Consider the following 19,781-nt stretch of genomic DNA (forward strand, 5'->3'; position numbering starts at 1 on the left):
TTCATTCAAGAAAACCGAGAGGAAATCATCCCCATGGCGTATGAGACGATCAAGTACGAGGTCGCCGAGCAGATCCTGACCATCACGCTGAACCGGCCCGACAAGCTCAACGCCTTCAACGCCACGATGCAGCAGGAGCTGATCGACGCGTTCGACAAAGCCGACAAGGACGACGACGTCAGGGCCATCATCGTGACCGGTGCGGGCCGCGGCTTCTGCGCCGGCGCCGATCTTTCCTCCGGCGCCAACACGTTCGACCGCGATGCGCGGCGCGGCCCGGTCAAGCGCAATGCCGACGGCAGCGTCGACTACAGCGATCCGCAGGTGCGTGACGGCGGCGGGCAAGTGACGCTGCGCATCTTCAAGTGCCTGAAGCCGGTGATCGCCGCCGTGAACGGCCCGGCGGTCGGCATCGGCGTCACCATGCAGCTTGCGATGGATATCCGCATCGCTTCCGACGCCGCGCGCTTCGGCTTTGTGTTCTCCCAGCGCGGCATCGTGCCGGAAGCCGCATCGAGCTGGTTCCTGCCGCGCATCGTCGGCATCTCGCAGGCGCTGGAATGGTGCTATTCCGGCCGCGTCTTCCCGGCGCAGGAAGCGCTTGCCGGGCGGCTCGTCAGCAAGGTGGTGCCGCCGGACGATCTGCTGCCGACCGCGCGTGCGCTCGCCAAGGAGTTCGCGGCCAAGACCGCGCCGGTGTCGGTGGCGCTGATCCGCCAGATGATGTGGCGCATGATGGGCGCCGACGATCCGATGGAGGCGCACAAGGTCGACAGCCGCGGCATCTATGCCCGCGGCCGCTCCGACGACGTCAAGGAAGGCGTGGTGTCGTTCCTGGAAAAGCGCCCCGCGCAGTTCAAGAATAAGGTGTCGTCGGACATGCCCGACTATTTCCCGTGGTGGCAAGAGCGCGACTATAAGTGAACGAACGGCGTCAAGCGGCGTTCACACTTGACGGCGTCGTCCTGCTGCACGGCATCAGCAGGACGGCGCGCTCGTTTCGCAGGATGGAGCTGGCACTGAAGGCTGCCGGCTTTGCCACCCTCAATCTCGACTATGACAGCCGGCGCAAGCCGCTCGACGCGCTGGCCGAGGACATCCATCCTTCGCTTGATCAATTCGCGGAGAGCCTCGACGGCTCCGTGAACTTCGTCTGCCATTCCATGGGCGGTCTTCTGGCGCGCGTCTATCTGGCAAGGCATCGCCCGGCGCGGCTCGGCCGCGTCGTGATGCTGGGCACACCGAACGGCGGCAGCGAGATCGCCGACCGCCTGAAGAACCTCGCGGCTTATCGCGCCTATTTCGGTCCGGCCGGCCAGCAGCTCGTCACCCGCCGCGATGCCGCGACCAGCGCGCTGCTGCCGCCGATCGACTATTCCGCCGGCATCATTGCCGGCAACCGTTCGGTCTATCCGATCACCTCCATGGCCCTGCCGCGACCGCATGACGGCCGGGTGTCGGTTACCAACACCAGGCTCGAGGGCATGGCCGATCACATCGTGATCCGCACCTCGCATCCCTGGCTGGTGCGCAACGCCGATGCGATCGCGCAGACCATCGCGTTCTTGCGAGAGGGGAAATTCAGCACAAATCGTCAGGTGGACTAGGCGTGGGCGTTACCCATCCTGTGCAGCTTGAGCATGGCATAGACCGCATTGTTGGCTGGCGTAGGAATGCCAAGCGGGCGGGCGAACTCCACCACCTTTCCGGCGAGCCAGTCGAGTTCGAGCCGGTTGCCGCGTTCGAGATCGTGCAGCATGGAAGCCTTGAAGGTGGGCGGCGAGGCTTCCGCGAATTTCATTCGGTCCTCGGCAAAATTCTCCGGAATGGGAACGCCTTTGGCACGGCCGACCGCCACCACCTCGCTCATCAGGCTGTAAAAGAACGCTCGCGTATCCGGGTCGGCCAGGATAGGCCCCAGCGGCTGGCGAGCCGTTGCGGTCGCGCCTGATAGTCCGACGAGGAATACAAATTTCTGCCAGCGCTCGCGGTCAATCCCGTCGGACACCGAGATGTCGATGCCGGCCGCTTGAGCGGCGTCGGCAAAGGCCTTGAGGCCGTCATCGGGCTTACCGTCGGTTCTGCCGCAGACCATGCGCGCGAACTGGCTCGTGTGGGTGACGACGCCAGGCGCGGACAGCACCGTAGCAATGTAGGCACTTCCAGCGACCACGTTGTCGGCGCCGAGAATCGGGGCGATCCTCTCGGCGCTATCGACCCCGTTTTGCAGCGGGATCACCCGGGTGCGGGGTCCGACCAGGGGGAGAGACGACCTGGCTGCCGTCTCGCTGTCCCAAAGCTTGACCGCGAACAGTACGATATCGACAGGGCCGACCGTGGCTGGATCATCGGTCACGTTGGGTTCGGGCAAATGAAGATTGCCGAGCACACTCTCGACCTTGAGACCGTTTTTCCTGATCGCCTCGAGGTTGGAGCCGCGTGCGATAAAGAACACGTCGTGCCCTGCCGCGGCCATACGTGCTCCGAAATAACCGCCGAGGGCACCGGCCGCCATCACAGCGATACGCATGTCATATCCTCCCCCCTGCAACGACACTCAGCCGGCAGAGGATATCACGCGACGGACCCGGGTTCGATTCCCTGAACGTCAGGCCCATCGCGTCATTTGGCTGCACTGCAGAATTTGGACACTGTGGATTCACGGCCTCGTCAGCAGCGCCACACGCCCGATCGCCTTGCGCTCGATCAACAGCCGCATCGCCTTCGCATAGTCTTCCAGCGGCAGCCGGTGCGAGATATTCGGCCGCACCCGGCCGGCCTCGGCCCATTCGCTCAGCGCCTTGAACCTGAACTCGCCGAGTGCGGGATCCTTGCGCACTGCCTCGCCGGCGCGAACGCCGAGCACGCTCGCGCCCTTGATCATCAACAGATTGGTGCGGGCGAGACCGATGCCGCCGGTGAAGCCGACGACGAGAATCCGTGCGCCCCAGTTGATGCAGCGCATCGAATTCTCGAACACCTCGCCGCCGACAGGATCGAACACGACATCCGCGCCGCGACCGTCGGTGAGGCGCTTGACCGCATCGCGGAACGGCTCGCGCGCATAGAGCACGAGATGGTCCGCGCCGCGCGCCTTGGCGATCGCAAGCTTGTCCTCGCTCGAAGCCGCGGCGATCACGGTGGCGCCGAGCAGCTTGCCGATCTCGACCGCGGCAAGTCCGACGCCGCCGCCGGCGCCATGCACCAGCAGCACCTCGCCCGGCTTGATCTGCCCGCGGTCGATCAGCGCATGATAGGCGGTGCCATGCGCGGCCAGGAAGGTCGCGCCTTCCGCGTAGTCGAAAGTCGACGGCACCGGCACGAGCTGCGACGGCGTTGCAACCGTCTCGTCGCAATAGGCGCCGAAGCGCATCTTGACGATCACCTTGTCGCCGACGGCGACACCGGATGCTCCATTGACCTCGACGACATCGCCGGCGGCTTCCGAGCCCGGCGTGAACGGCAGCGGCGGCTTGAGCTGGTACTCGCCCGCGGCCATCAGGATGTCGGGAAAGTTGATCCCGGCGGCCCGGATCGCAACGCGCACCTGGCCCGGCTGCAAGGGCACCGAGGCAAAGTTCTCGAGCTGCAGACGCTCGGGCGGGCCGAGCTCGCGGCAAACGACGGCTTTCGGCATCAGGCGGCCCGCGCCTTGAGGCGTGCCAGCGCCTCGCGGATCAGCGGCAAGCGGTCGTTGCCGAAATACATGTCGGTCTTGTCGAGATAGATCGTCGGCGAGCCGAAGCCGCCGCGCGCCATCACCTCCTCGGTGTTGGCCTTGAGTTGATCCTTGATCGCCTGGTCGCCGATGCCGGCAAGGAATTGCGCCGGATCGATTCCGAGTTTAGTGCAGATCTCGGTCAGCACCGCATCCTGCGAAATGTCCTTGTCGTCACCCCAATAGGCCTCGAACACCGCGCGGGCGAACGGCACCATCTTCTCGTTGCCGAGAAGGATGCAGCCGCGCATCGCCTTGACGCTGTTCACCGGGAACACGGTCGGCGGCATCTTGATCGCAAGGCCGGCCGAGCGCGCCCAGTCGGTGAGATCCTTCTTCATGTAGCGCGCCTTCAGCGGCACCGGCTTCTCGCGCTGCGCGTAGACCGACGGGTTGACGGTGTTGAAGATGCCGCCGACCAGGATCGGCCGCCAGGTGATCGGAGCGTCGAACTCCTTCGCGATCGGCTGGATGTTGTGCCAGGCGAGATAGGTCCACGGGCTGGAGCAGTCGAAGAAGAATTCGATCATGGCGTTTCCCTTTGTCTTTTCCACATTCATTCTCGTCATTCCGGGGTGCACCGCAAGGCGCAGGGCTCGCGACTGTGTCGCGCCGCGGAATAACGGGCATCATTTCTTCTCGACCAATTCCTTCGCACGCTGGCCGAACATGTTCTTGCGTGATTCCTCGTCAAACGGCTCCTTGACGAATTTTCCGATCGCAAGCCCCGCCTGCACCTGCGGGCGGGCGCGCACGGTGGCGTACCAGCGCTTGATGTTCGGGAAATCGTCGAGGGTAAAACCCTGCGCCTTGTGGGTCATGGTCCAGGGGAAGCAGGCGATGTCGGCGATCGAATAGTCGTCGCCGGCGATATAGGCGCCGGTCCTGCCGAGCTGGCGGTCGAGCACGCCATAGAGCCGCGCGGTCTCGTCGCGGTAGCGCTCGATCGCGTAGGGAATCTTCTCGGCCGCATAGAGCGCGAAATGGCCGTGCTGGCCGAGCATCGGCCCGAGGCCGCCCATCTGCCACATCACCCATTGGATGACGTTCGACCGCGCACGCAACTCCCGCGACAGGAAACGGCCGGTCTTGTCGGCGAGATAGATCAGGATCGCGCCGGTCTCGAACACCGAGAACGGCCCGCCGCCGTCGGCCGGTTGATGGTCGACGATGGCGGGGATCCGGTTGTTCGGGCTGATCGCCAGGAATTCGGGCCGAAACTGCTCGCCGGCGCGGATGTTCACCGGGATCACCTTGTAGGGCAGCCCCAGTTCCTCCAGCATGATCGAGATCTTCCAGCCGTTCGGCGTCGGCGCGTAGTGCAGATCGATCATCGGCGTTCTATTCCCCATCACAAAGACTTTTGTTGTTCTGTACCTCCACCTTAGGACATGGCACACAGGCCCTCAATCAGAACCCAACGGGAGGCACCCATGCTGTTTCCAACGACGATCGCAGGCTCGCTGCCGAAGCCGGAATGGCTGGCGGAGCCGAACATGTTGTGGGCACCCTGGAAGTCGGAGGGCGCCGAGCTCGCCCGCGCCAAGCGCGATGCCACGGTGCTCGCGGTCAAGCTGCAGGAAGATGCCGGCGTCGACATCGTCACCGAGGGCGAGCAGGCGCGCCAGCATTTCGTGCACGGCTTCCTGGAGCGGATCGAGGGCATCGATTTCGCCCACAAGGTCGAGATGGGCATCCGCAAGGACCGCTATAAGGCGATGGTGCCGCAGGTGGTCGCACCGCTGCAGCTCAAGGGACGCGTCCACGAGAGCGAGGCCCGTGCGGCCCGCGCGCACACCAGGAACCGGCTGAAATTCACCATGCCCGGCCCGATGACGATCATCGATACCATCGCCGACAAATATTACGGCGACCGCGTGAAGATGGCCTTCGCTTTCGCCGAGCTTTTGAATCAGGAGGCGAAGGCGTTGCAGGCCGACGGCGTCGACATGATCCAGTTCGACGAGCCCGCCTTCAACGTCTACATGGACCAAGTGCGCGACTGGGGCATCAAGGCGCTGGAGCGCGCCGCCGAAGGTCTGACCTGCGCCACCGCCGTGCACATCTGTTACGGCTACGGCATCAAGGCCAACACCGACTGGAAGCAGACGCTTGGCGGCGAGTGGCGGCAATACGAGGAGACCTTCCCCGTCATCGACAAGAGCAGGATCCAGCAGGTCGCGATCGAATGCCGCAACTCGAAGGTGCCGATCGAACTGCTGGCGGCACTCCCCGGCAAGATCGTGCAGGCCGGCGTGATCGACGTCGCCAGCGACGAGATCGAAACCGCGGAGGACGTCGTCAAGGTGATCGAGGCGGTCGCGAAGCACGTGCCGAAGGGCAACATCATCGCGACCACCAATTGCGGCATGGCGCCGATGCGGCGGGACATCGCGGAAGCCAAGCTGATCGCGCTGGGCGCCGGTGCCAAGCTGGCGCGGCAGCGGCTGGCGTAAGGATGACGCCGGCCAATCAACCCAGAACGGCCATCGCGCTCGGATGCAACACCGGCCGGTAGCCGGCCTGGAAGGCGCGCAACGTCGATGGCGGCGTCAGCAGCATGGCCGGCTCGGGTACGTCGGCCCGGCTGTAACCGGCGAACGACCAGCGCAACGTGGCGCCGTCGGCGACGAGGTAGCTCTCCCCGCTCGCCTGCACCATCGTCCCGTCGGGCAAGTCGCGCAATCGCATCGGCAGCGGATGCAGCCGCTTCTTGCCGCGGTCGAGCCGCTCGGCGTGCAGCACCGCATCCATCGCCTTGGCGCTGAGATCGCTTACGCCGTTGCCCTGCTCCCAGCAGCTGCGAAACCACTTGGCATCGTCACGGCGGCAGTAGAAGCAGGGCCGGTGTCCGGCCGCGAACGCGGTGGCCTCATCGAGGAAGAACAGCTCGGTCCAGCTCTGCCGGCTCATCACCTCGCGCCGCCGTCCCCTGAACTCGCAGACGCAGGTGAGCCACGCCGGGCTCGACCAGCGCTTGTTCAGCAGCGTGCGCGTCGCCGGATCGTGGATGATGCCGCGATTGCCGGTGAAGGTGCCGCGATGGTCGGTCGCGACGATGTCGCCGGTGGGCGTGACGCGGTTTTGCAGGGGCATGTTTCTTACTTCCCCCTCGCCCCGCTCTTGCGGGGAGAGGGTTGGGGTGAGGGGCTTGTCTGCAAAGATAGTGAGAGATGAACTCGCGGTGACTCCCCCTCACCCGATCGCTCCGCGATCGACCTCTCCCCGCAAGCGGGGCGAGGTGACTCCTCATGCCGCCCCGTCGCGGATCGGCGGCTGGAACGACAGCGCGGTATCCCAGGGAAAGTAGATCCAGGTGTCCTGCGACACTTCGGTGATGTAGGTGTCGACCAGCGGCCGGCCCTTCGGCTTGGCGTACACGGTCGCGAAATGCGCATCGGGCAGCAATTGGCGCACCAGCCTGCCGGTCTTGCCGGTATCGACGAGGTCGTCGACGATCAAGAGCCCCTTGCCGGTGCCGCCGCCGAGCTTGGCAGTCTGCTCCGAAATGCCCTTGAGCACTTTCAGGTCGCCCTGCTTGTCGTGGTCGTAGCTGGCGACGCAGACGGTATCGATCACCCGCAAGCCGAGCTCGCGCGCCACGATCGCTGCGGGCACCAGCCCGCCGCGGGTGATCGCGATCACCGCTTGGAACGGGCCGACCTCATTGAGCCGCCAGGTCAGCGCCCGGCAGTCCCGATGGAATTGATCCCACGAGACCGGAAACGGCCTGCCGGCTCGCTCCTGTGCACTCGGTTCGGAATTTCGTTCAGCCATATCGTCTCAACCCGCCGGCTTCTTCTGCGCGGCCTGCACTTGCTTCAGCATCTCCTTCACCGCGATCATCGCCGCGGCGAGCTTTTCCGGATCGCGCGAGCGGACCACGAGATTGGTGTTCGGCTTCTGGTTCTCGTCCTGGAACGGATAGCTGCCGATGATGGTGTCGGGATTGGCTTCCGCGATCGCCCGCAGCGGGCCGCCGATGTCGCCTTCCCGCGCGTCGGCGCGGACCGAATCCGACAACATCCGCACGCCGGACTTCAGGGTCGGCGCCACGATGTCCATCATCGCCTGCATGATGCTGGGAATGCCGGCCATCACGATGACATTGCCGAGCTTGAAGCCCGGCGCCAGGATGGTCGCGCTCTGGATCAGCTCGGCGCCGTCGGGCACCCGGGCCATCCGCAGCCGCGCCTCGTTGAGGTCCTGCTCGCTCCAGCGCTCCCTGAACCGCGCCACCACCTCGGGGTGATGATGGATATCGACCCCGAACGCCTTCGCCACGCTGTCGGCGGTGATGTCGTCATGGGTCGGCCCGATGCCGCCGGTGGTGAACACGTAGGTGTACCTATGCCGCAGCGCATCAAGGGCAGAGACGATGTCGGCCTCGTCATCGGCGACGACGCGGACCTCCTTCAGGTCGATGCCGATGTTGGTCAGGTATTCGGCGATGAAGCCGATGTTCTTGTCCTTGGTCCGGCCGGACAGGATCTCGTCGCCGATCACCAATATCCCCGCCGTGACGATCTCGCTCATGGTCTCATTCCCTAACTTGATCCCCTGACATTGCCGATCCAATGCCTTGATGTCACGGGGTTTTGCCGCCGAATTAAGCAGACCTCAGCCGGTTTTTCGGGCAGGCCTTCCACTTCACCCATAGCAAATGCCGCAAGCCAATGCATATCGCGCTGGCCCGCCCCTTGCTACCATCCCATCAAGTCATGCACTGTGTCACATGGCTTGGGAGGGCAGTCGGGCTATATGGCAGTCGCGTTCGATGAGATGAATGGCCTCGGCGAGGATCTCCGCCCGGCCTACCAGGAGCTCTCCCGCTGGCTCAAAGAGACGCCGCCGGATGCGCTCGAATATCGACGCCAGGAAGCGGAGCTGCTGTTCCGCCGGATCGGCATCACCTTCGCGGTCTATGGCGATGCCGAGGCCCAGGAGCGGCTGATCCCGTTCGACGTCATCCCCCGCATCATGTCGGCGACCGAGTGGACGCTGCTGGAGAAGGGCCTTAAGCAGCGCGTGCTCGCGCTCAACATGTTCTTGAAAGACATCTATCACGGCCGCGACATCCTGCGCGCCAACGTCATCCCCGAGGACCTGATCTTCCAGAACCCGGTGTTCCGGCCGGAGATGAACGGCCAGGACGTGCCGCACGACATCTACGTCCACATCGCCGGCATCGACATCATCCGCACCGATCCCGACAATTTCATTGTGCTGGAGGACAATGCGCGCACGCCATCCGGCGTGTCCTACATGCTGGAAAACCGCGAGATCATGATGCGGCTGTTTCCGGACCTGTTCGCGCGGCACCGCGTCGCGCCGGTGGACCGTTATCCGGACGAGCTGCTGTCGGCGCTGCGGTCGGTGGCGCCGCACAGCGCCTCCGCCGAGCCGACAGTCGCGCTGATGACGCCGGGCGTCTACAACTCGGCCTATTACGAGCACTCCTTCCTCGCCGACAAGCTCGGCATCGAGCTGGTCGAGGGGCGCGACCTCATCGTCAAGAACGACGAGGTGTTCATGCGCACCACCGAGGGGCTGAAGCGGGTCGACGTGATCTACCGCCGCGTCGACGACGATTTCCTCGATCCCCTCACCTTCCGGCCGGACTCCGCGCTCGGCGTCCCCGGACTGATGTCGGCCTACGCCGCCGGCAACATCACGCTCGCCAATGCAGTCGGCACCGGCATCGCCGACGACAAGGCGATCTATTCCTACATGCCGGACATCGTAAAATTCTATCTCAACGAGGAGCCGATCCTGAAGAACGTGCAGACCTGGCGCTGCCGCGAACCGCAGGATCTGTCCTACGTGCTCGACAACCTCACCGACCTCGTCGTCAAGGAGGTGCACGGCTCGGGCGGCTACGGCATGCTGATCGGCCCCGCCGCAACCAAGGCGACGATCGAGGCATTCCGCGACAAGCTCAAGCGCGAGCCAGAAGGCTTCATCGCCCAGCCGACGCTGGCGCTGTCGACCTGCCCGACCTGCACCGACAAGGGGCTGGCGCCGCGTCATGTCGACCTCCGCCCGTTCGTGCTGACCGGCTCCAGCCACACCACCATCGTGCCCGGCGGGCTGACCCGCGTCGCACTAAAGGAAGGCTCGCTCGTCGTCAATTCGAGCCAGGGCGGCGGCACCAAAGACACCTGGATACTGAGTGAGTGATTTGAAGCCAAACGCGCTGCGCGAGCCCTCCCTCCCCCTGCAAGGGGGAGGGTCGGGGTGGGGGTCGGCCGCATACGCCGAATGGAGAGAAAACCCCCACCCGCCGCTGCGCGTCGACCTCCCCCTTTCAGGGGGAGGTGAAACACGTTTCGCCTTGTAGGGACTATCGCATGCTGTCGCGCACCGCCGAAAACCTGTTCTGGCTGGCCCGTTATGTCGAACGCGCCGAATATCTGGCGCGCACGATCGATGCGACCTTGCGCGTCACGGCGCTGCCCGCGGCCTATGTCGGCAAGACCAATGAGTGGGATTCCGCACTGCTCACCGCCGGCGTCGGCGCGAGCTTCTACGACCACTATGAGGAAGCCGACGAGCGGAACGTCATCGAATATCTCTCCTTCTCGTCGGACAATCCGTCCTCGATCAAGAACTGCATCGAGGCGGCGCGGCTCAATTCACGCTCGGTACGGACAGCACTGACGTCGGAGATGTGGGACACCATCAATTCGGCGTGGATCGAGCTGCAGGCGGTCTGGAACAAGGGTCCCGCCAACCGCGAGGAGCTGGCCAAATTCCTGCGCTTCGTGCAGGAGACCTCGCTGCGTTTCGACGGCTCGGCCTACCGCACCATGCTGCGCAACGACGCCTACTGGTTCTCGCGGCTCGGGGTCCATCTCGAGCGCGCCGACAATACCGCACGGATTCTCGACGTGAAATATCACATGCTCCTGCCCGAGGAGGAGCATGTCGGCGGCCCGCTGGATTACTACCAGTGGACCTCGATCCTGCGCTCGGTGTCGGCAACGACCGCCTATCACTGGGTCTACCGGGAAACCCTGAAGCCCTGGCTGATCGCCGACCTGTTGATCCTCAACGATACGCTGCCGCGCTCGCTTGCCAGCTGCTACAGCAACCTGGTGCGCAACCTCGACCAGATCGGCGTCGCCTATGGCCGCCAGGGCGCCTCGCAACGCCATGCCCGCGGCATCAGGAACCGGCTCGAGCACAGCAACATGGACGATATCTTCCAGCACGGCGTGCACGAATTCATCCAGGAGTTCATCGCGGACAACTCACGGCTGGGTGAGATCATCACCAAGCAGTACCTGATCTAACCGATACGGCCGAAAAACGCTCAAATTGTCGTCATGGCGGGGCCAAAAGCGCGAAGCGCGTCTTCGCATGGGTGTCCCGGCCATCGACATCTTGCTTTCGCGGCCGATTAGGAAGAAAGACGTGGGTGCCCGGGAAGGGTCCGGGCATGACAGTCCTGCCCTGAAAAAACCGATTGAACACCGGTTGAGCCATGCGCCTGCGGATAGCCCACACCACCACCTATCGTTACGAGCCGGCGGCCTCGGGCGTGATCCAGATTCTGCGGATGACGCCCGGCAGCCATGACGGCCAGTATGTCGCGGATTGGCAGATCGACGTCTCGACCGATTCCCGGCTCGACACCCATGAGGACGCCTTCGGCAACGTCACCCATGTGCTGACGCACGGCTCGATCGCCGACCTCACGATCCATTGCGAGGGCCTGATCGAGACCCAGGATACCGGCGGCGTGCTGCGCGGCAGCGACGAGCGGTTTCCGCCGAGCCTGTTCCTGCGTCCCACACCGCTGACCGACCTCAACCCGGCAATGACGGCCATCGTGCGCGAGCTGCGCGCGGAAGCCGGCGCCGACGTGCTCGGTTTCCTGCACGCGCTGATGGTGCAGATCTACGAGCACATGACCTTCGACGAGGACCCGACCAACAGCGCCACCTCGGCCGCCGAGGCGTTCGCGCTGAAGCGCGGCGTCTGCCAGGACTACGCGCACATCCTGATCGCCTGCGCGCGCGCCGGCGGCGTTCCGGCGCGGTTCGTCTCCGGCCACTTCCTGCGCTCCGACGGCATGGTCAACCAGCAGGCCGGCCACGCCTGGGCCGAGGCCTTCGTGCCCGATCTCGGCTGGATCGGCTTCGACGCCGCCAATGGCATTTGCACGACCGACGCCCATGCCCGCGTCGCGATCGGCCTCGACTATCTCGGCGCCGCCCCGGTCCGCGGCACCCGCTATGGCGGCGGCAACGAGACGCTGACGGTCGCGGTCAAGGTCGACCAGGCCGGCCGTCCCGGCCAGTGGCAGAGCCAGACGCAGTCGTAGGGCTGATCCCTCTCCGCGTCTGTCATTGCGAGCCAACGGGTCGCGCGAACGCGCGCCCGAGGACAGGCTCCGCGAAGCAATCCATCTGACCGCCTGCGGAGGCATGGATTGCTTCGTCGCTTCGCTCCTCATGACGGCAGGGGTGCTATGATCGCTGCTGCAAACCGAACCAGCGAGACAAGCCATGGCCACCGTAAAACTGCTTTCCGACGACGAACTCCCGGCGGAGGCACGCGCCGTCTTCGACGACATCCGCAAGACGCGGAACTCGGACTTCGTCAACAATTTCTGGCGCGCGCTGGCGCATGATCCGAAGACCCTGCGGCGGACCTGGGAGAGCATCAAGGAGGTGATGGCACCCGGCGCGCTCGACCCGAAGGTCAAGGAGATGCTCTACGTCGCCGTCTCGGTGGCCCACGGCTGCAGCTACTGCATTCACTCGCACACCGCGAGCGCCCGCGCCAAGGGCATGACCGACGCCGAATATCAGGAAATGCTGGCAATCGTCGGCATGGCCGCCGAGACCAACCGGCTGGTCACGGCGCTCGGCGTGCCCGTCGACGAGGCCTTCCTCGTCGATGCACCTGCGGGACGAAGCCAGGAGCCGTGACGCTCCTGCCTGTCTCGCGGATGAGTGATGTCACGAAATGCGCTCAACGTCGGATTTGAGGACAACCAGGAAACGGGCAGCTTCGCCGCCCGTCACCACCCGATGATCGAAGGTCAGCGATAGCGGCAGCGTGCGTCGGACCGCAACCTGCCCGCGAAGCGCGACCACGCGCTCCGAAATCCGCCCGGCGCCGACGATCGCCGTCTGTGGCGGCACGATGATGAGATTAGCAAACCGGCCTCCGATCATGCCGAAGTTCGACAACGTGATCGTCGCACCGCGCAGTTCCTCCGGGGGTATCGCGCGCGCGATTGCGTCGGCTCGCAGACGGTCGAGTCCGGCCCGCAGGTCCGATACGCTCCGCTCCGCGACATTGCGCAGCACGGGAACGATCAGGCCGCCGCCGGTGTCGACGGCGATGCCGAGATCGATGCGCTCGATCAGGCGCCGTTCTCCCGTATCGGAATGATACCAGGCATTGAGCGCGGGCTCTGCCTTGCAGGCAGCGGCGATCGCCCGCGCCAGGCGGATTGTCACGTCCTCGCCCTGCCGCCAATCGTCGATGTCGGCCTCATCGGTGACCGTCGCGGGGACGATTTCCGCATGCGCTGCCGTCATGCGTTGGGCCATCGCGCGGCGCAAGCCGCGCAGCGGCTCGGCGGGTCCGCTGTGAGACATCCGCTTCGCCGCCCTCTCAACATCGGCCCGCGTGATGGTGCCGCCGGGCCCGGTCGCCTCGACGAGATCGAGCGCGACGTCAAGCTTGCGCGCAAGGGCGCGCACTGCCGGAAACACTTGGGCTCCCTGCCCGCTGGGCGGCGAAGCAGTTGCTGGCGCCGGCCGTTGCTCGCCGGTGTCGAGTTCGCCCACAATCGTGCCGGTGTCCTGCCCGGCGTCCTCGGCAAACTCGACGAGCGGCGCGCCGACCTTCACGATATCGCCCTTGGCACCGAACAGGCGCGCGATGCGTCCGCTCGACGGCGCCGGTATCTCGACCACCGCCTTGTCGGTCTCGACCGAAACGAGCGGCTGATCGGTCACGACGTGATCGCCCTCGTTGACGTACCAGGTGACGATCTCGGCTTCTTCAAGACCTTCACCAAGGTCCGGCAACGTGAACTGGCTCATGGCACAAGGTCCGTCGGTGTTCAGTTGTACTGTTGCGCCTTTCGGGCTGCGGTCACGATGCGTCCGACCGACGGCATGTAGCGTTGCTCGAGGCGGGCCATCGGAATGATCGTGTCGTAGCCGGTGACGCGGGTCACGGGTGCGAGCAGCGAGGACAGTCCGCGCTCGGCGATCATGGCCGCGATCTCCGCCCCAAATCCGCCGGTGTGCGCGGCCTCGTGCACGATGACGCAGCGCCCGGTCTTTGTGACCGACCTGAGCACGGTGTTTTCATCGTAGGGCTTGAGCGTGGCGAGGTCGATAACCTCGGCAGCGATGCCCTCGTCGGCGAGCGCGTCCGCTGCGGCCATCGTTTCCTTCAGCATCGCACCCCAGCTGATCAGCGTGACGTCGCGACCTTCCCTCTCGACAAAGGCGCGATCCATCGGCAAGGCTTCGCCGTTGTCCTCGACCTCGCCTTTCACGGCGCGGTACAACCGCGTCGGCTCCAGGAACACCACCGGATCGGGATCGCGGATCGCGGCGAGGAGAAGTCCATAGGCGCGCTCCGGCGACGAAGGCACCACGACACGCAAGCCCGGAATGTGGGCCAGCATCGCCTCGGTGCTTTCGGAATGATGCTCGGGCGCGCGAATGCCGGCACCATGCGGCGTCCGCAGGACCATCGGACAAGTGAGCCGTCCCTGGGTACGGTTGCGCAGCCGTGATGCGTGGTTCACCAGCTGATCGAGACAGGGATAAATAAATCCCATGAACTGGATTTCGCCCACGGGCTTCAGTCCCTGCGCGGCCATGCCGACGCAAAGCCCGCTGATCAGGAGTTCGGCAAGCGGCGTATCGAGGACGCGCTCCGGACCGAAGCGCTCCTGCAAGCCGACGGTCGCGCGGAAGACGCCGCCATTGACGCCGACATCCTCGCCGAGCACGACCACATCGGGATCATCCGCCATCGCGCGGCCGAGCGCCAGATTGATGGCTTCGACCAACGTGAGTTCAGGCATCGTCCTCTCCTGCAAGTTCGCGACGCTGCGCGGCATACGCCTCGGGCAGATCGGCATAGAGGTTGTCGAACATGGTTTCTGCTCGGCGTGGCGGCGTCTTCAGATAGCGCTCCACCGCCGCCTCGATGCGCTCATGGCACTCGGCGGCAAGCCGCTCCTCATCCGCCTTGGTCCACATCTTCTGACCCACAAGATAGGACCGGAGGCGCGCGATCGGCTCTTCCTTCCAATGCGCCTGGACTTCTTCGGCCGAACGATAGCGCAATGCATCATCTGACGTCGTGTGATCGCCGAGCCGATAGGTGACCGCTTCGATGAAGTGAGGGCCCTTGCCGTCGCGGGCAGTGGCAATGGCCTCCTCGGCCGCGGCACGCATCGCCACCACGTCACTCCCGTCCACCTGCTCGCCGCTGAACCCGGCGCCGATGGCCTTCTGCGCCAGCGTCTCGGAACCCGTCTGCAGACGCAACGGCACCGATATGGCCCATTGATTGTTGGTGGCGACGAACACGAGCGGCAATTTGTGAACGCCGGCGAAATTCATGGCCTCGTAAACATCGCCTTTCGAGGTGGCGCCGTCGCCGAACATGCAGACGGCCACGCGCGGCTCCTTGCGCAACTTCAGGGCGTAGGCAACGCCGGCGGCATGCGGCGCCTGTGATCCGACGGGAACGCAGAACGGGAAATCGTGCACCGGACCGGAGAATTGATTGCCGCGTTCATCGCCGCCCCAGAACAGCAGGATCTCCTCCAGCGCGACGCCACGCCAGAGCAACGCGCCGTTGTCGCGATAGGAGGGCAACAGAACGTCATCCTCCCGCATCGCACTCGCAATCCCGACCGACACCGCCTCCTGGCCGAGCGAAATGGCATAGGTTCCCAGCCGACCGGTGCGCTGCAATGCAACAGCCTTTCGGTCGAACAGACGCAAGAGCACCATCGACCGGTAAAGTTCGACCAGCAGCTTGGCATCGGTGGCGAAGGCAGGAAGCGGCCGCTCTGTCGAGCCGTCGGGCGCGAGGTAATTGCGGCGGCGCACCTCAAAGCGCGCAATGACGGGGAGCTCTTCGTTTGCTCTTTTGCTGGCCACGCGCTCATTCCTGGAGCGGTTCTGCCTCCCACATTCAATTATTTGGTGTTAGGGCCGCGACGATGCAATACCGTGGCAGCATCGCTCTTGGCGCACGCGTCAGCGGCCGGGTCGTGAGGATCGATCGACAGGATCCGTGGAACGGCGCCGCGACTGCGGTATAAGAGAGCATGGCAAATGGTCAGGTTGTCCTCGTAACAACTGCGCCGTTGGACGGCGGCCCGCCTGTTCGCTCGGTCTTCTTCGTGGCTGAAGGAGACGCGGCAAAGGCCACGGCAATTATTGCGGACATGATGGCCCCGAATGAAACGGTCGAAGCGTGGGGGCCGCTTCCCGAAGCAGCTGTCAAGGCGCTCGGGTTGAAACCCGGTGACTACACCCACAGCTGACTTGCATCGGATAGCTGCCCGGCGCGCGAAGGTCTGCGGCCGCATCCTTGCGCAGAGGGTGTGATCTTGACGCGGCGCCCTCGCTTACGCGAGGCCACCGCGGTCCCGATCACAACGCGGGGAGCCCTCTTTCTCGAGCAAGGGACATGGCGTAATCTGCAGCGAGCTGCCCTTGGACGGGACGGGCCGACGTCGCCGTTTGAAGGAACGGGCAGCGGTCAGGCCGTCGGCAGGCATCGCAGTCTGAAAGCAGCGCCTGCCTTATGTGGCGCTCCCTCAACTTCAACATGAAACAGGTTGGCCTGCCGCGCGCGCGGCAGACAAGGGCAGTGCTTAACCCTTGGAGGACGACATGGCGACATTCATATTGAGGGTCGACTGGACCGACCAGGGAATTCGTAATGTCAAGGAAGCTCCCAAGCGCAGCCGAGCGGCGAAAGAACTCGCCAAGACACTAGGTGTCGAAATCAAGGAGGTCTATCTCACCTCCGGCGAGCATGACATCCTTCTCCTCGCCGAAGCACCGCTCGGCGACAACATCACAAAACTCGCGCTTGCCCTCAGCTCTCTGGGAAACATACGGACTTGCACCTCACGGGCCTGGCCCGAGGCGGAGTGGACCAAGCTGATATCCGAGCTCCCGTAGCTAAGTCGGATATCCCGATCGATCTCTACGCGGCCTGACTGACGGGCGCCGTCGCAAACTTGCCCCGGCGATCGGCGCGGAAGTGCGCGCGTGCGCAGGACCAGCCGCGGCTTTGGTCGTATGAATAAATAAGGATACGAAGCGCACGAGGGCGACGGCACACGTCGTCGCCAACGGGCCACCGCGCGTTATTTATCCAGCCAGACATCCTCGAAGCGCAGATTGTTGTACTGGCTGTTGTCGTGCGGATGGAAATTCCTCACATAGGGCTGCCAGCAATTGCCGGCCGATGAGTGCAGGATGACCGGCCGCGCGGCATCGTCGACCAGCAGGTGCTCGATGTCGAACACGATCTTGCGGCGCTTGTCCCTGTCGACCTCGCGCGACTGCGCCGCCAGCAGCTTGTCGACTTCGGCGTTGCAATACTGGGTGTAGTTGCGCTCGGAGTTGCAGGAATAGTTCTCGACCAGATTGCCGTCGGGATCGTCGACGCTGACGCCGGTGACATTGAGGCCGATGGTGTAGTCCTTGCGCTGCAGCCGCGAGTACCAGCGCGGCGTGTCCAGAATGTCGAGCTCGGCCGTGATATAGATCTTCTTGAGCTGGTCGGCGAGGATCACCGCCGGGTCGCGATAGGTCGGCAGGTTCCGGGTCTGGATCTTGATCGACAGCGGCTTGGCGTCGCTGTAGCCGAGCTTCTGCATGATCGCCTGCGCCTCGGCGAGGTTCTTCCCGGTATCGGGACCGTATCCCATCAGCGTCGACAGGATCTCCGGCGGCATGCCCCACTCGCCTTCGGGCTTGGCCTGCATCGCGCCGCCGAGCCTCCCGCTGCCCTCGAACAGGATGCTGTTGAAGGCCTTGCGATCCAGCGCCAGCGACATCGCCTTGCGGATATCCGGATTGTCGAACGGCGGATTGACGCGGTTGACCAGAAGATTGATCTGCAGATTGGTCGAGGTCATCTCGCAGATCGCGTTCGGCGCCCGCGCCTTGACGTCCTTCATCAGGGGAATGCTGACGTCGGACGGAAAGGTGATGTCATAATCGCCGGTCGCGAACGCCAGCATGCGGGTGGCGCGGCTGTCGATCGAGCGCACCGTGATCTCGTCGAGATACGGCCGGTCCTTCTTGAAGTAATCGGGATTGCGGACCAGACGGATAGAATCACCGCGCCGGAACTCAACGAACTTGAACGGCCCGGTGCCGACCGGCTTGGTGCGCATCACCTGCTGCGGCACGTGGCAGGGATAGACCACGGAGAAGGCGCTCGCGAGCAGCGCCAAGAGACCGGGCTGCGGCTCGGTCAGCTCGAAGGTCGCCTCATCGTCGCCATTGATGCTGACATCCCTGAGCTTCGAGTACCAGACCTTGCGCGGGTTGCGCTTGAAGTCCGGTGTTTTGACGTCTTGGGTCTCGCTCTTGCCGATCAGCATCCGCCAGGTGCACTGCACGTCCCTGGCCGTGAACGGCTGACCGTCATGCCACTTCACGCCGTGCCGCAGCTTGAAGGTAAGCTTTGTGTTGGTCTGGTCCCACGACCAGCTCTCGGCGAGATCGGGGATCACGGTGTCGATGCTTTCGTGCACCTTGGCCGGATCGAACACCACAAGGTTGTTGAAGACGGCCGCGAACGGCATCACCGAGGCGATGGTGGATTCCTCGAGCAGCGAGGTCGAGGGCGGGTTGTCGTTGTGATAGAGCCGCAGGGTGCCGCCCTGCTTCTGCGCCGATGCAGGGCTCGCGGCGAGCGCCGCGAAACCCAATGCCACGATGCACGCGGCCAGTTTGAACGACATTCCCGCCTCCCGAAATTTCTTGTTGTCGTCGGTTGCAGGCAGTCGAGCACAACACCCCGCCCCTCGCAACGACGCAAGGCGAAGATCATTGCCGGCTGCGCGCCACGCAGAGCGAGACCGGAATGCTCGCGACCTCGATGGCCGGAACAGGGCACCCGGACGGACCACCGCCGGGACCGGCGGTGACCCGCGCGACCGGCCATCGCACGTCCCGTCACGGGGAATTGGGGTTGGATGCATCCTCGAAATTGGCTACACGTTTCCCGCCGAGAAACTCGGACCGTCTGAGGGCTTTAAATGACCTATTGCTGCGGAATTCTGGTGCGCGACGGGCTCGTCATGATCGCCGATACCCGCACCAATGCCGGCCTCGACAACGTCTCGACCTTCCGCAAGCTGCACATCTTCGAAAAGCCTGGCGACCGCATCATGGCGATCGCCAGCGCCGGGAATCTCGCGATCAGCCAGTCGGTGCTGTCGACCCTGACCGAGGGCATGGAAAATCCGGACACCGGCGAGCTCGAGACGCTGATGAACGCCCCGACCATGTTCCAGGCGGCGCAGCGGATCGGCCGCGCCATCCGCTCGGTGCACGCCACCGAGGGCGACGCACTGCGCGCCGAGGACATCTCCTTCGACGTCTCGTTCCTGTTCGGTGGCCAGATCAAGGGCTCGCGGATGCGCCTGTTCATGGTCTACACCGCCGGCAACTTCATCGAGTGCACCACCGACACGCCGTACCTGCAGATCGGCGAGCACAAATACGGCAAGCCAGTGCTCGACCGCGCCATGCATTACGACGTCGAGCTCTACGAGGCGCTGAAGACCGGGCTGATCTCGATGGATTCGACGATGCGCTCCAACCTCGGCGTCGGCCTGCCGATCGACGTGCTGGTGGTGCGCACGGACGCCTGCGAGGCCGACCTCAACCACCGCATCGAGGCCGGCGAGCCCTATTTCCACGACCTGCGCTCGCGCTGGTCGGCGGCGCTGCGCGCGGCGCACCAGAACATTCCACGCCCACCCTACAAGAACGAAACCGAAGCAAAAACCAAGTAAGAGGAAACTCGG

At 64.5% G+C, this 19,781-nt stretch carries 21 protein-coding genes; 10 read left to right on the forward strand and 11 right to left on the reverse strand.

Translation table 11 applies throughout. The features are described from left to right. Positions 1-33 precede the first annotated feature (33 nt). Positions 34-924: a crotonase/enoyl-CoA hydratase family protein gene (locus ACVMIH_RS13095; protein ID WP_018272348.1), complete on the forward strand. Its 891-nt coding sequence runs from the start codon at positions 34-36 to the stop codon at positions 922-924. Next, entirely contained in the window at positions 921-1,607 is a 687-nt protein-coding gene (locus ACVMIH_RS13100) for an esterase/lipase family protein (RefSeq protein WP_456862099.1), read from the forward strand. The genes ACVMIH_RS13095 and ACVMIH_RS13100 overlap by 4 nt, the downstream gene beginning before the upstream one ends. Here ACVMIH_RS13100 and ACVMIH_RS13105 read toward each other — a convergent pair. The 4 genes from ACVMIH_RS13105 to ACVMIH_RS13120 all read right to left on the reverse strand — a co-directional run bounded on the left by ACVMIH_RS13105 (position 1,604) and on the right by ACVMIH_RS13120 (position 5,052). After that, a complete protein-coding gene (locus tag ACVMIH_RS13105; protein ID WP_456862101.1) occupies positions 1,604-2,530 on the reverse strand; it encodes a ketopantoate reductase family protein in 927 nt (308 codons plus the stop codon). The genes ACVMIH_RS13100 and ACVMIH_RS13105 overlap by 4 nt on opposite strands. 129 nt (positions 2,531-2,659) lie before the next feature. Continuing rightward, complete coding sequence (locus tag ACVMIH_RS13110; RefSeq protein ID WP_456814560.1) at positions 2,660-3,637, reverse strand: NADPH:quinone oxidoreductase family protein; 978 nt, start codon at positions 3,635-3,637, stop codon at positions 2,660-2,662. Beyond that, complete coding sequence (locus ACVMIH_RS13115) at positions 3,637-4,248, reverse strand: 2-hydroxychromene-2-carboxylate isomerase (RefSeq protein ID WP_028342912.1); 612 nt, start codon at positions 4,246-4,248, stop codon at positions 3,637-3,639. The genes ACVMIH_RS13110 and ACVMIH_RS13115 overlap by 1 nt, the downstream gene beginning before the upstream one ends. A gap of 99 nt (positions 4,249-4,347) precedes the next feature. Continuing rightward, positions 4,348-5,052, reverse strand: coding sequence for a glutathione binding-like protein (locus ACVMIH_RS13120; protein WP_076830192.1), 705 nt, complete (start codon positions 5,050-5,052; stop codon positions 4,348-4,350). A 99-nt stretch (positions 5,053-5,151) separates the two neighbouring features. Here ACVMIH_RS13120 and ACVMIH_RS13125 point away from each other — a divergent pair, with 99 nt between their 5' ends. Continuing rightward, positions 5,152-6,174, forward strand: coding sequence for a methionine synthase (locus ACVMIH_RS13125; protein WP_456862103.1), 1,023 nt, complete (start codon positions 5,152-5,154; stop codon positions 6,172-6,174). Positions 6,175-6,190: 16 nt separating this feature from the next. Here ACVMIH_RS13125 and ACVMIH_RS13130 read toward each other — a convergent pair whose 3' ends face one another. From ACVMIH_RS13130 to ACVMIH_RS13140, 3 genes are all read right to left on the reverse strand, one after another. Then, a complete protein-coding gene (locus ACVMIH_RS13130; RefSeq protein ID WP_456862105.1) occupies positions 6,191-6,814 on the reverse strand; it encodes a hypothetical protein in 624 nt (207 codons plus the stop codon). Between the two features lie 153 nt (positions 6,815-6,967). Next, on the reverse strand, positions 6,968-7,495 hold the full coding sequence (gene gpt, locus ACVMIH_RS13135; RefSeq protein ID WP_057019092.1) for a xanthine phosphoribosyltransferase: 528 nt from the start codon (positions 7,493-7,495) through the stop codon (positions 6,968-6,970). A 6-nt stretch (positions 7,496-7,501) separates the two neighbouring features. Beyond that, the gene (locus ACVMIH_RS13140; RefSeq protein ID WP_076830204.1) at positions 7,502-8,254 is read right to left on the reverse strand and encodes a competence/damage-inducible protein A; all 753 of its coding nucleotides are present in this window, start codon (positions 8,252-8,254) and stop codon (positions 7,502-7,504) included. A 225-nt stretch (positions 8,255-8,479) separates the two neighbouring features. Between ACVMIH_RS13140 and ACVMIH_RS13145 the strand changes: the two genes are divergently transcribed. The 4 genes from ACVMIH_RS13145 (at position 8,480) to ACVMIH_RS13160 (ending at position 12,657) form a co-directional block, all read left to right on the forward strand. Continuing rightward, positions 8,480-9,898 (forward strand): circularly permuted type 2 ATP-grasp protein, encoded by a 1,419-nt coding sequence (locus ACVMIH_RS13145; protein WP_456862107.1) that lies wholly within the window; start codon positions 8,480-8,482, stop codon positions 9,896-9,898. 170 nt (positions 9,899-10,068) lie between these two features. Next, positions 10,069-11,013, forward strand: a complete 945-nt coding sequence (locus tag ACVMIH_RS13150) for an alpha-E domain-containing protein (RefSeq protein ID WP_057019095.1) — start codon at positions 10,069-10,071, stop codon at positions 11,011-11,013. A gap of 191 nt (positions 11,014-11,204) precedes the next feature. Then, on the forward strand, positions 11,205-12,047 hold the full coding sequence (locus ACVMIH_RS13155) for a transglutaminase family protein (RefSeq protein ID WP_168858053.1): 843 nt from the start codon (positions 11,205-11,207) through the stop codon (positions 12,045-12,047). 184 nt (positions 12,048-12,231) lie between these two features. Further along, a complete protein-coding gene (locus tag ACVMIH_RS13160) occupies positions 12,232-12,657 on the forward strand; it encodes a carboxymuconolactone decarboxylase family protein (RefSeq protein ID WP_057019097.1) in 426 nt (141 codons plus the stop codon). A 30-nt stretch (positions 12,658-12,687) separates the two neighbouring features. On the opposite strand, the gene ACVMIH_RS13165 is transcribed toward ACVMIH_RS13160, so the two are convergent. From ACVMIH_RS13165 to pdhA, 3 genes are read right to left on the reverse strand one after another with little or no spacing between them, the layout of a single operon-like run. Further along, positions 12,688-13,785, reverse strand: coding sequence for a dihydrolipoamide acetyltransferase family protein (locus ACVMIH_RS13165; RefSeq protein WP_456862109.1), 1,098 nt, complete (start codon positions 13,783-13,785; stop codon positions 12,688-12,690). A gap of 20 nt (positions 13,786-13,805) precedes the next feature. Beyond that, entirely contained in the window at positions 13,806-14,786 is a 981-nt protein-coding gene (locus tag ACVMIH_RS13170; protein WP_057019116.1) for an alpha-ketoacid dehydrogenase subunit beta, read from the reverse strand. After that, positions 14,779-15,825 carry a pyruvate dehydrogenase (acetyl-transferring) E1 component subunit alpha gene (gene pdhA / locus ACVMIH_RS13175; RefSeq protein WP_083715114.1) on the reverse strand — a complete coding sequence of 349 codons (1,047 nt, stop codon included), beginning with the start codon at positions 15,823-15,825 and terminating at the stop codon, positions 14,779-14,781. The genes ACVMIH_RS13170 and pdhA overlap by 8 nt, the downstream gene beginning before the upstream one ends. Positions 15,826-16,046: 221 nt before the next feature. On the opposite strand from pdhA, the gene ACVMIH_RS13180 reads away from it, so the two are divergent. Further along, the gene (locus ACVMIH_RS13180; RefSeq protein ID WP_057019099.1) at positions 16,047-16,265 is read left to right on the forward strand and encodes a hypothetical protein; all 219 of its coding nucleotides are present in this window, start codon (positions 16,047-16,049) and stop codon (positions 16,263-16,265) included. A gap of 352 nt (positions 16,266-16,617) precedes the next feature. Next, positions 16,618-16,911: a GYD domain-containing protein gene (locus ACVMIH_RS13185; protein WP_456862111.1), complete on the forward strand. Its 294-nt coding sequence runs from the start codon at positions 16,618-16,620 to the stop codon at positions 16,909-16,911. Between the two features lie 188 nt (positions 16,912-17,099). Here ACVMIH_RS13185 and ACVMIH_RS13190 read toward each other — a convergent pair whose 3' ends face one another. Then, entirely contained in the window at positions 17,100-18,710 is a 1,611-nt protein-coding gene (locus tag ACVMIH_RS13190; protein ID WP_456862113.1) for an ABC transporter substrate-binding protein, read from the reverse strand. A gap of 297 nt (positions 18,711-19,007) precedes the next feature. On the opposite strand from ACVMIH_RS13190, the gene ACVMIH_RS13195 reads away from it, so the two are divergent. Then, positions 19,008-19,769 (forward strand): hypothetical protein, encoded by a 762-nt coding sequence (locus ACVMIH_RS13195; protein WP_057019101.1) that lies wholly within the window; start codon positions 19,008-19,010, stop codon positions 19,767-19,769. Positions 19,770-19,781 lie beyond the last annotated feature (12 nt).

The sequence above is a fragment of the Bradyrhizobium sp. USDA 4503 genome, assembly GCF_054055815.1.

What these genes read in the sequence shown, in the direction of transcription:
- ACVMIH_RS13095 (WP_018272348.1), top strand. Translation starts at nt 34, where the DNA reads ATGGCGTATGAGACGATCAAGTACGAGGTCGCCGAGCAGATCCTGACC.
- ACVMIH_RS13105 (WP_456862101.1), bottom strand. Translation starts at nt 2,530, where the DNA reads ATGCGTATCGCTGTGATGGCGGCCGGTGCCCTCGGCGGTTATTTCGGA.
- ACVMIH_RS13110 (WP_456814560.1), bottom strand. Translation starts at nt 3,637, where the DNA reads ATGCCGAAAGCCGTCGTTTGCCGCGAGCTCGGCCCGCCCGAGCGTCTG.
- ACVMIH_RS13115 (WP_028342912.1), bottom strand. Translation starts at nt 4,248, where the DNA reads ATGATCGAATTCTTCTTCGACTGCTCCAGCCCGTGGACCTATCTCGCC.
- ACVMIH_RS13120 (WP_076830192.1), bottom strand. Translation starts at nt 5,052, where the DNA reads ATGATCGATCTGCACTACGCGCCGACGCCGAACGGCTGGAAGATCTCG.
- ACVMIH_RS13125 (WP_456862103.1), top strand. Translation starts at nt 5,152, where the DNA reads ATGCTGTTTCCAACGACGATCGCAGGCTCGCTGCCGAAGCCGGAATGG.
- ACVMIH_RS13130 (WP_456862105.1), bottom strand. Translation starts at nt 6,814, where the DNA reads ATGCCCCTGCAAAACCGCGTCACGCCCACCGGCGACATCGTCGCGACC.
- gpt (WP_057019092.1), bottom strand. Translation starts at nt 7,495, where the DNA reads ATGGCTGAACGAAATTCCGAACCGAGTGCACAGGAGCGAGCCGGCAGG.
- ACVMIH_RS13140 (WP_076830204.1), bottom strand. Translation starts at nt 8,254, where the DNA reads ATGAGCGAGATCGTCACGGCGGGGATATTGGTGATCGGCGACGAGATC.
- ACVMIH_RS13145 (WP_456862107.1), top strand. Translation starts at nt 8,480, where the DNA reads ATGGCAGTCGCGTTCGATGAGATGAATGGCCTCGGCGAGGATCTCCGC.
- ACVMIH_RS13150 (WP_057019095.1), top strand. Translation starts at nt 10,069, where the DNA reads ATGCTGTCGCGCACCGCCGAAAACCTGTTCTGGCTGGCCCGTTATGTC.
- ACVMIH_RS13155 (WP_168858053.1), top strand. Translation starts at nt 11,205, where the DNA reads ATGCGCCTGCGGATAGCCCACACCACCACCTATCGTTACGAGCCGGCG.
- ACVMIH_RS13160 (WP_057019097.1), top strand. Translation starts at nt 12,232, where the DNA reads ATGGCCACCGTAAAACTGCTTTCCGACGACGAACTCCCGGCGGAGGCA.
- ACVMIH_RS13165 (WP_456862109.1), bottom strand. Translation starts at nt 13,785, where the DNA reads ATGAGCCAGTTCACGTTGCCGGACCTTGGTGAAGGTCTTGAAGAAGCC.
- ACVMIH_RS13170 (WP_057019116.1), bottom strand. Translation starts at nt 14,786, where the DNA reads ATGCCTGAACTCACGTTGGTCGAAGCCATCAATCTGGCGCTCGGCCGC.
- ACVMIH_RS13180 (WP_057019099.1), top strand. Translation starts at nt 16,047, where the DNA reads ATGGCAAATGGTCAGGTTGTCCTCGTAACAACTGCGCCGTTGGACGGC.
- ACVMIH_RS13185 (WP_456862111.1), top strand. Translation starts at nt 16,618, where the DNA reads ATGGCGACATTCATATTGAGGGTCGACTGGACCGACCAGGGAATTCGT.
- ACVMIH_RS13190 (WP_456862113.1), bottom strand. Translation starts at nt 18,710, where the DNA reads ATGTCGTTCAAACTGGCCGCGTGCATCGTGGCATTGGGTTTCGCGGCG.
- ACVMIH_RS13195 (WP_057019101.1), top strand. Translation starts at nt 19,008, where the DNA reads ATGACCTATTGCTGCGGAATTCTGGTGCGCGACGGGCTCGTCATGATC.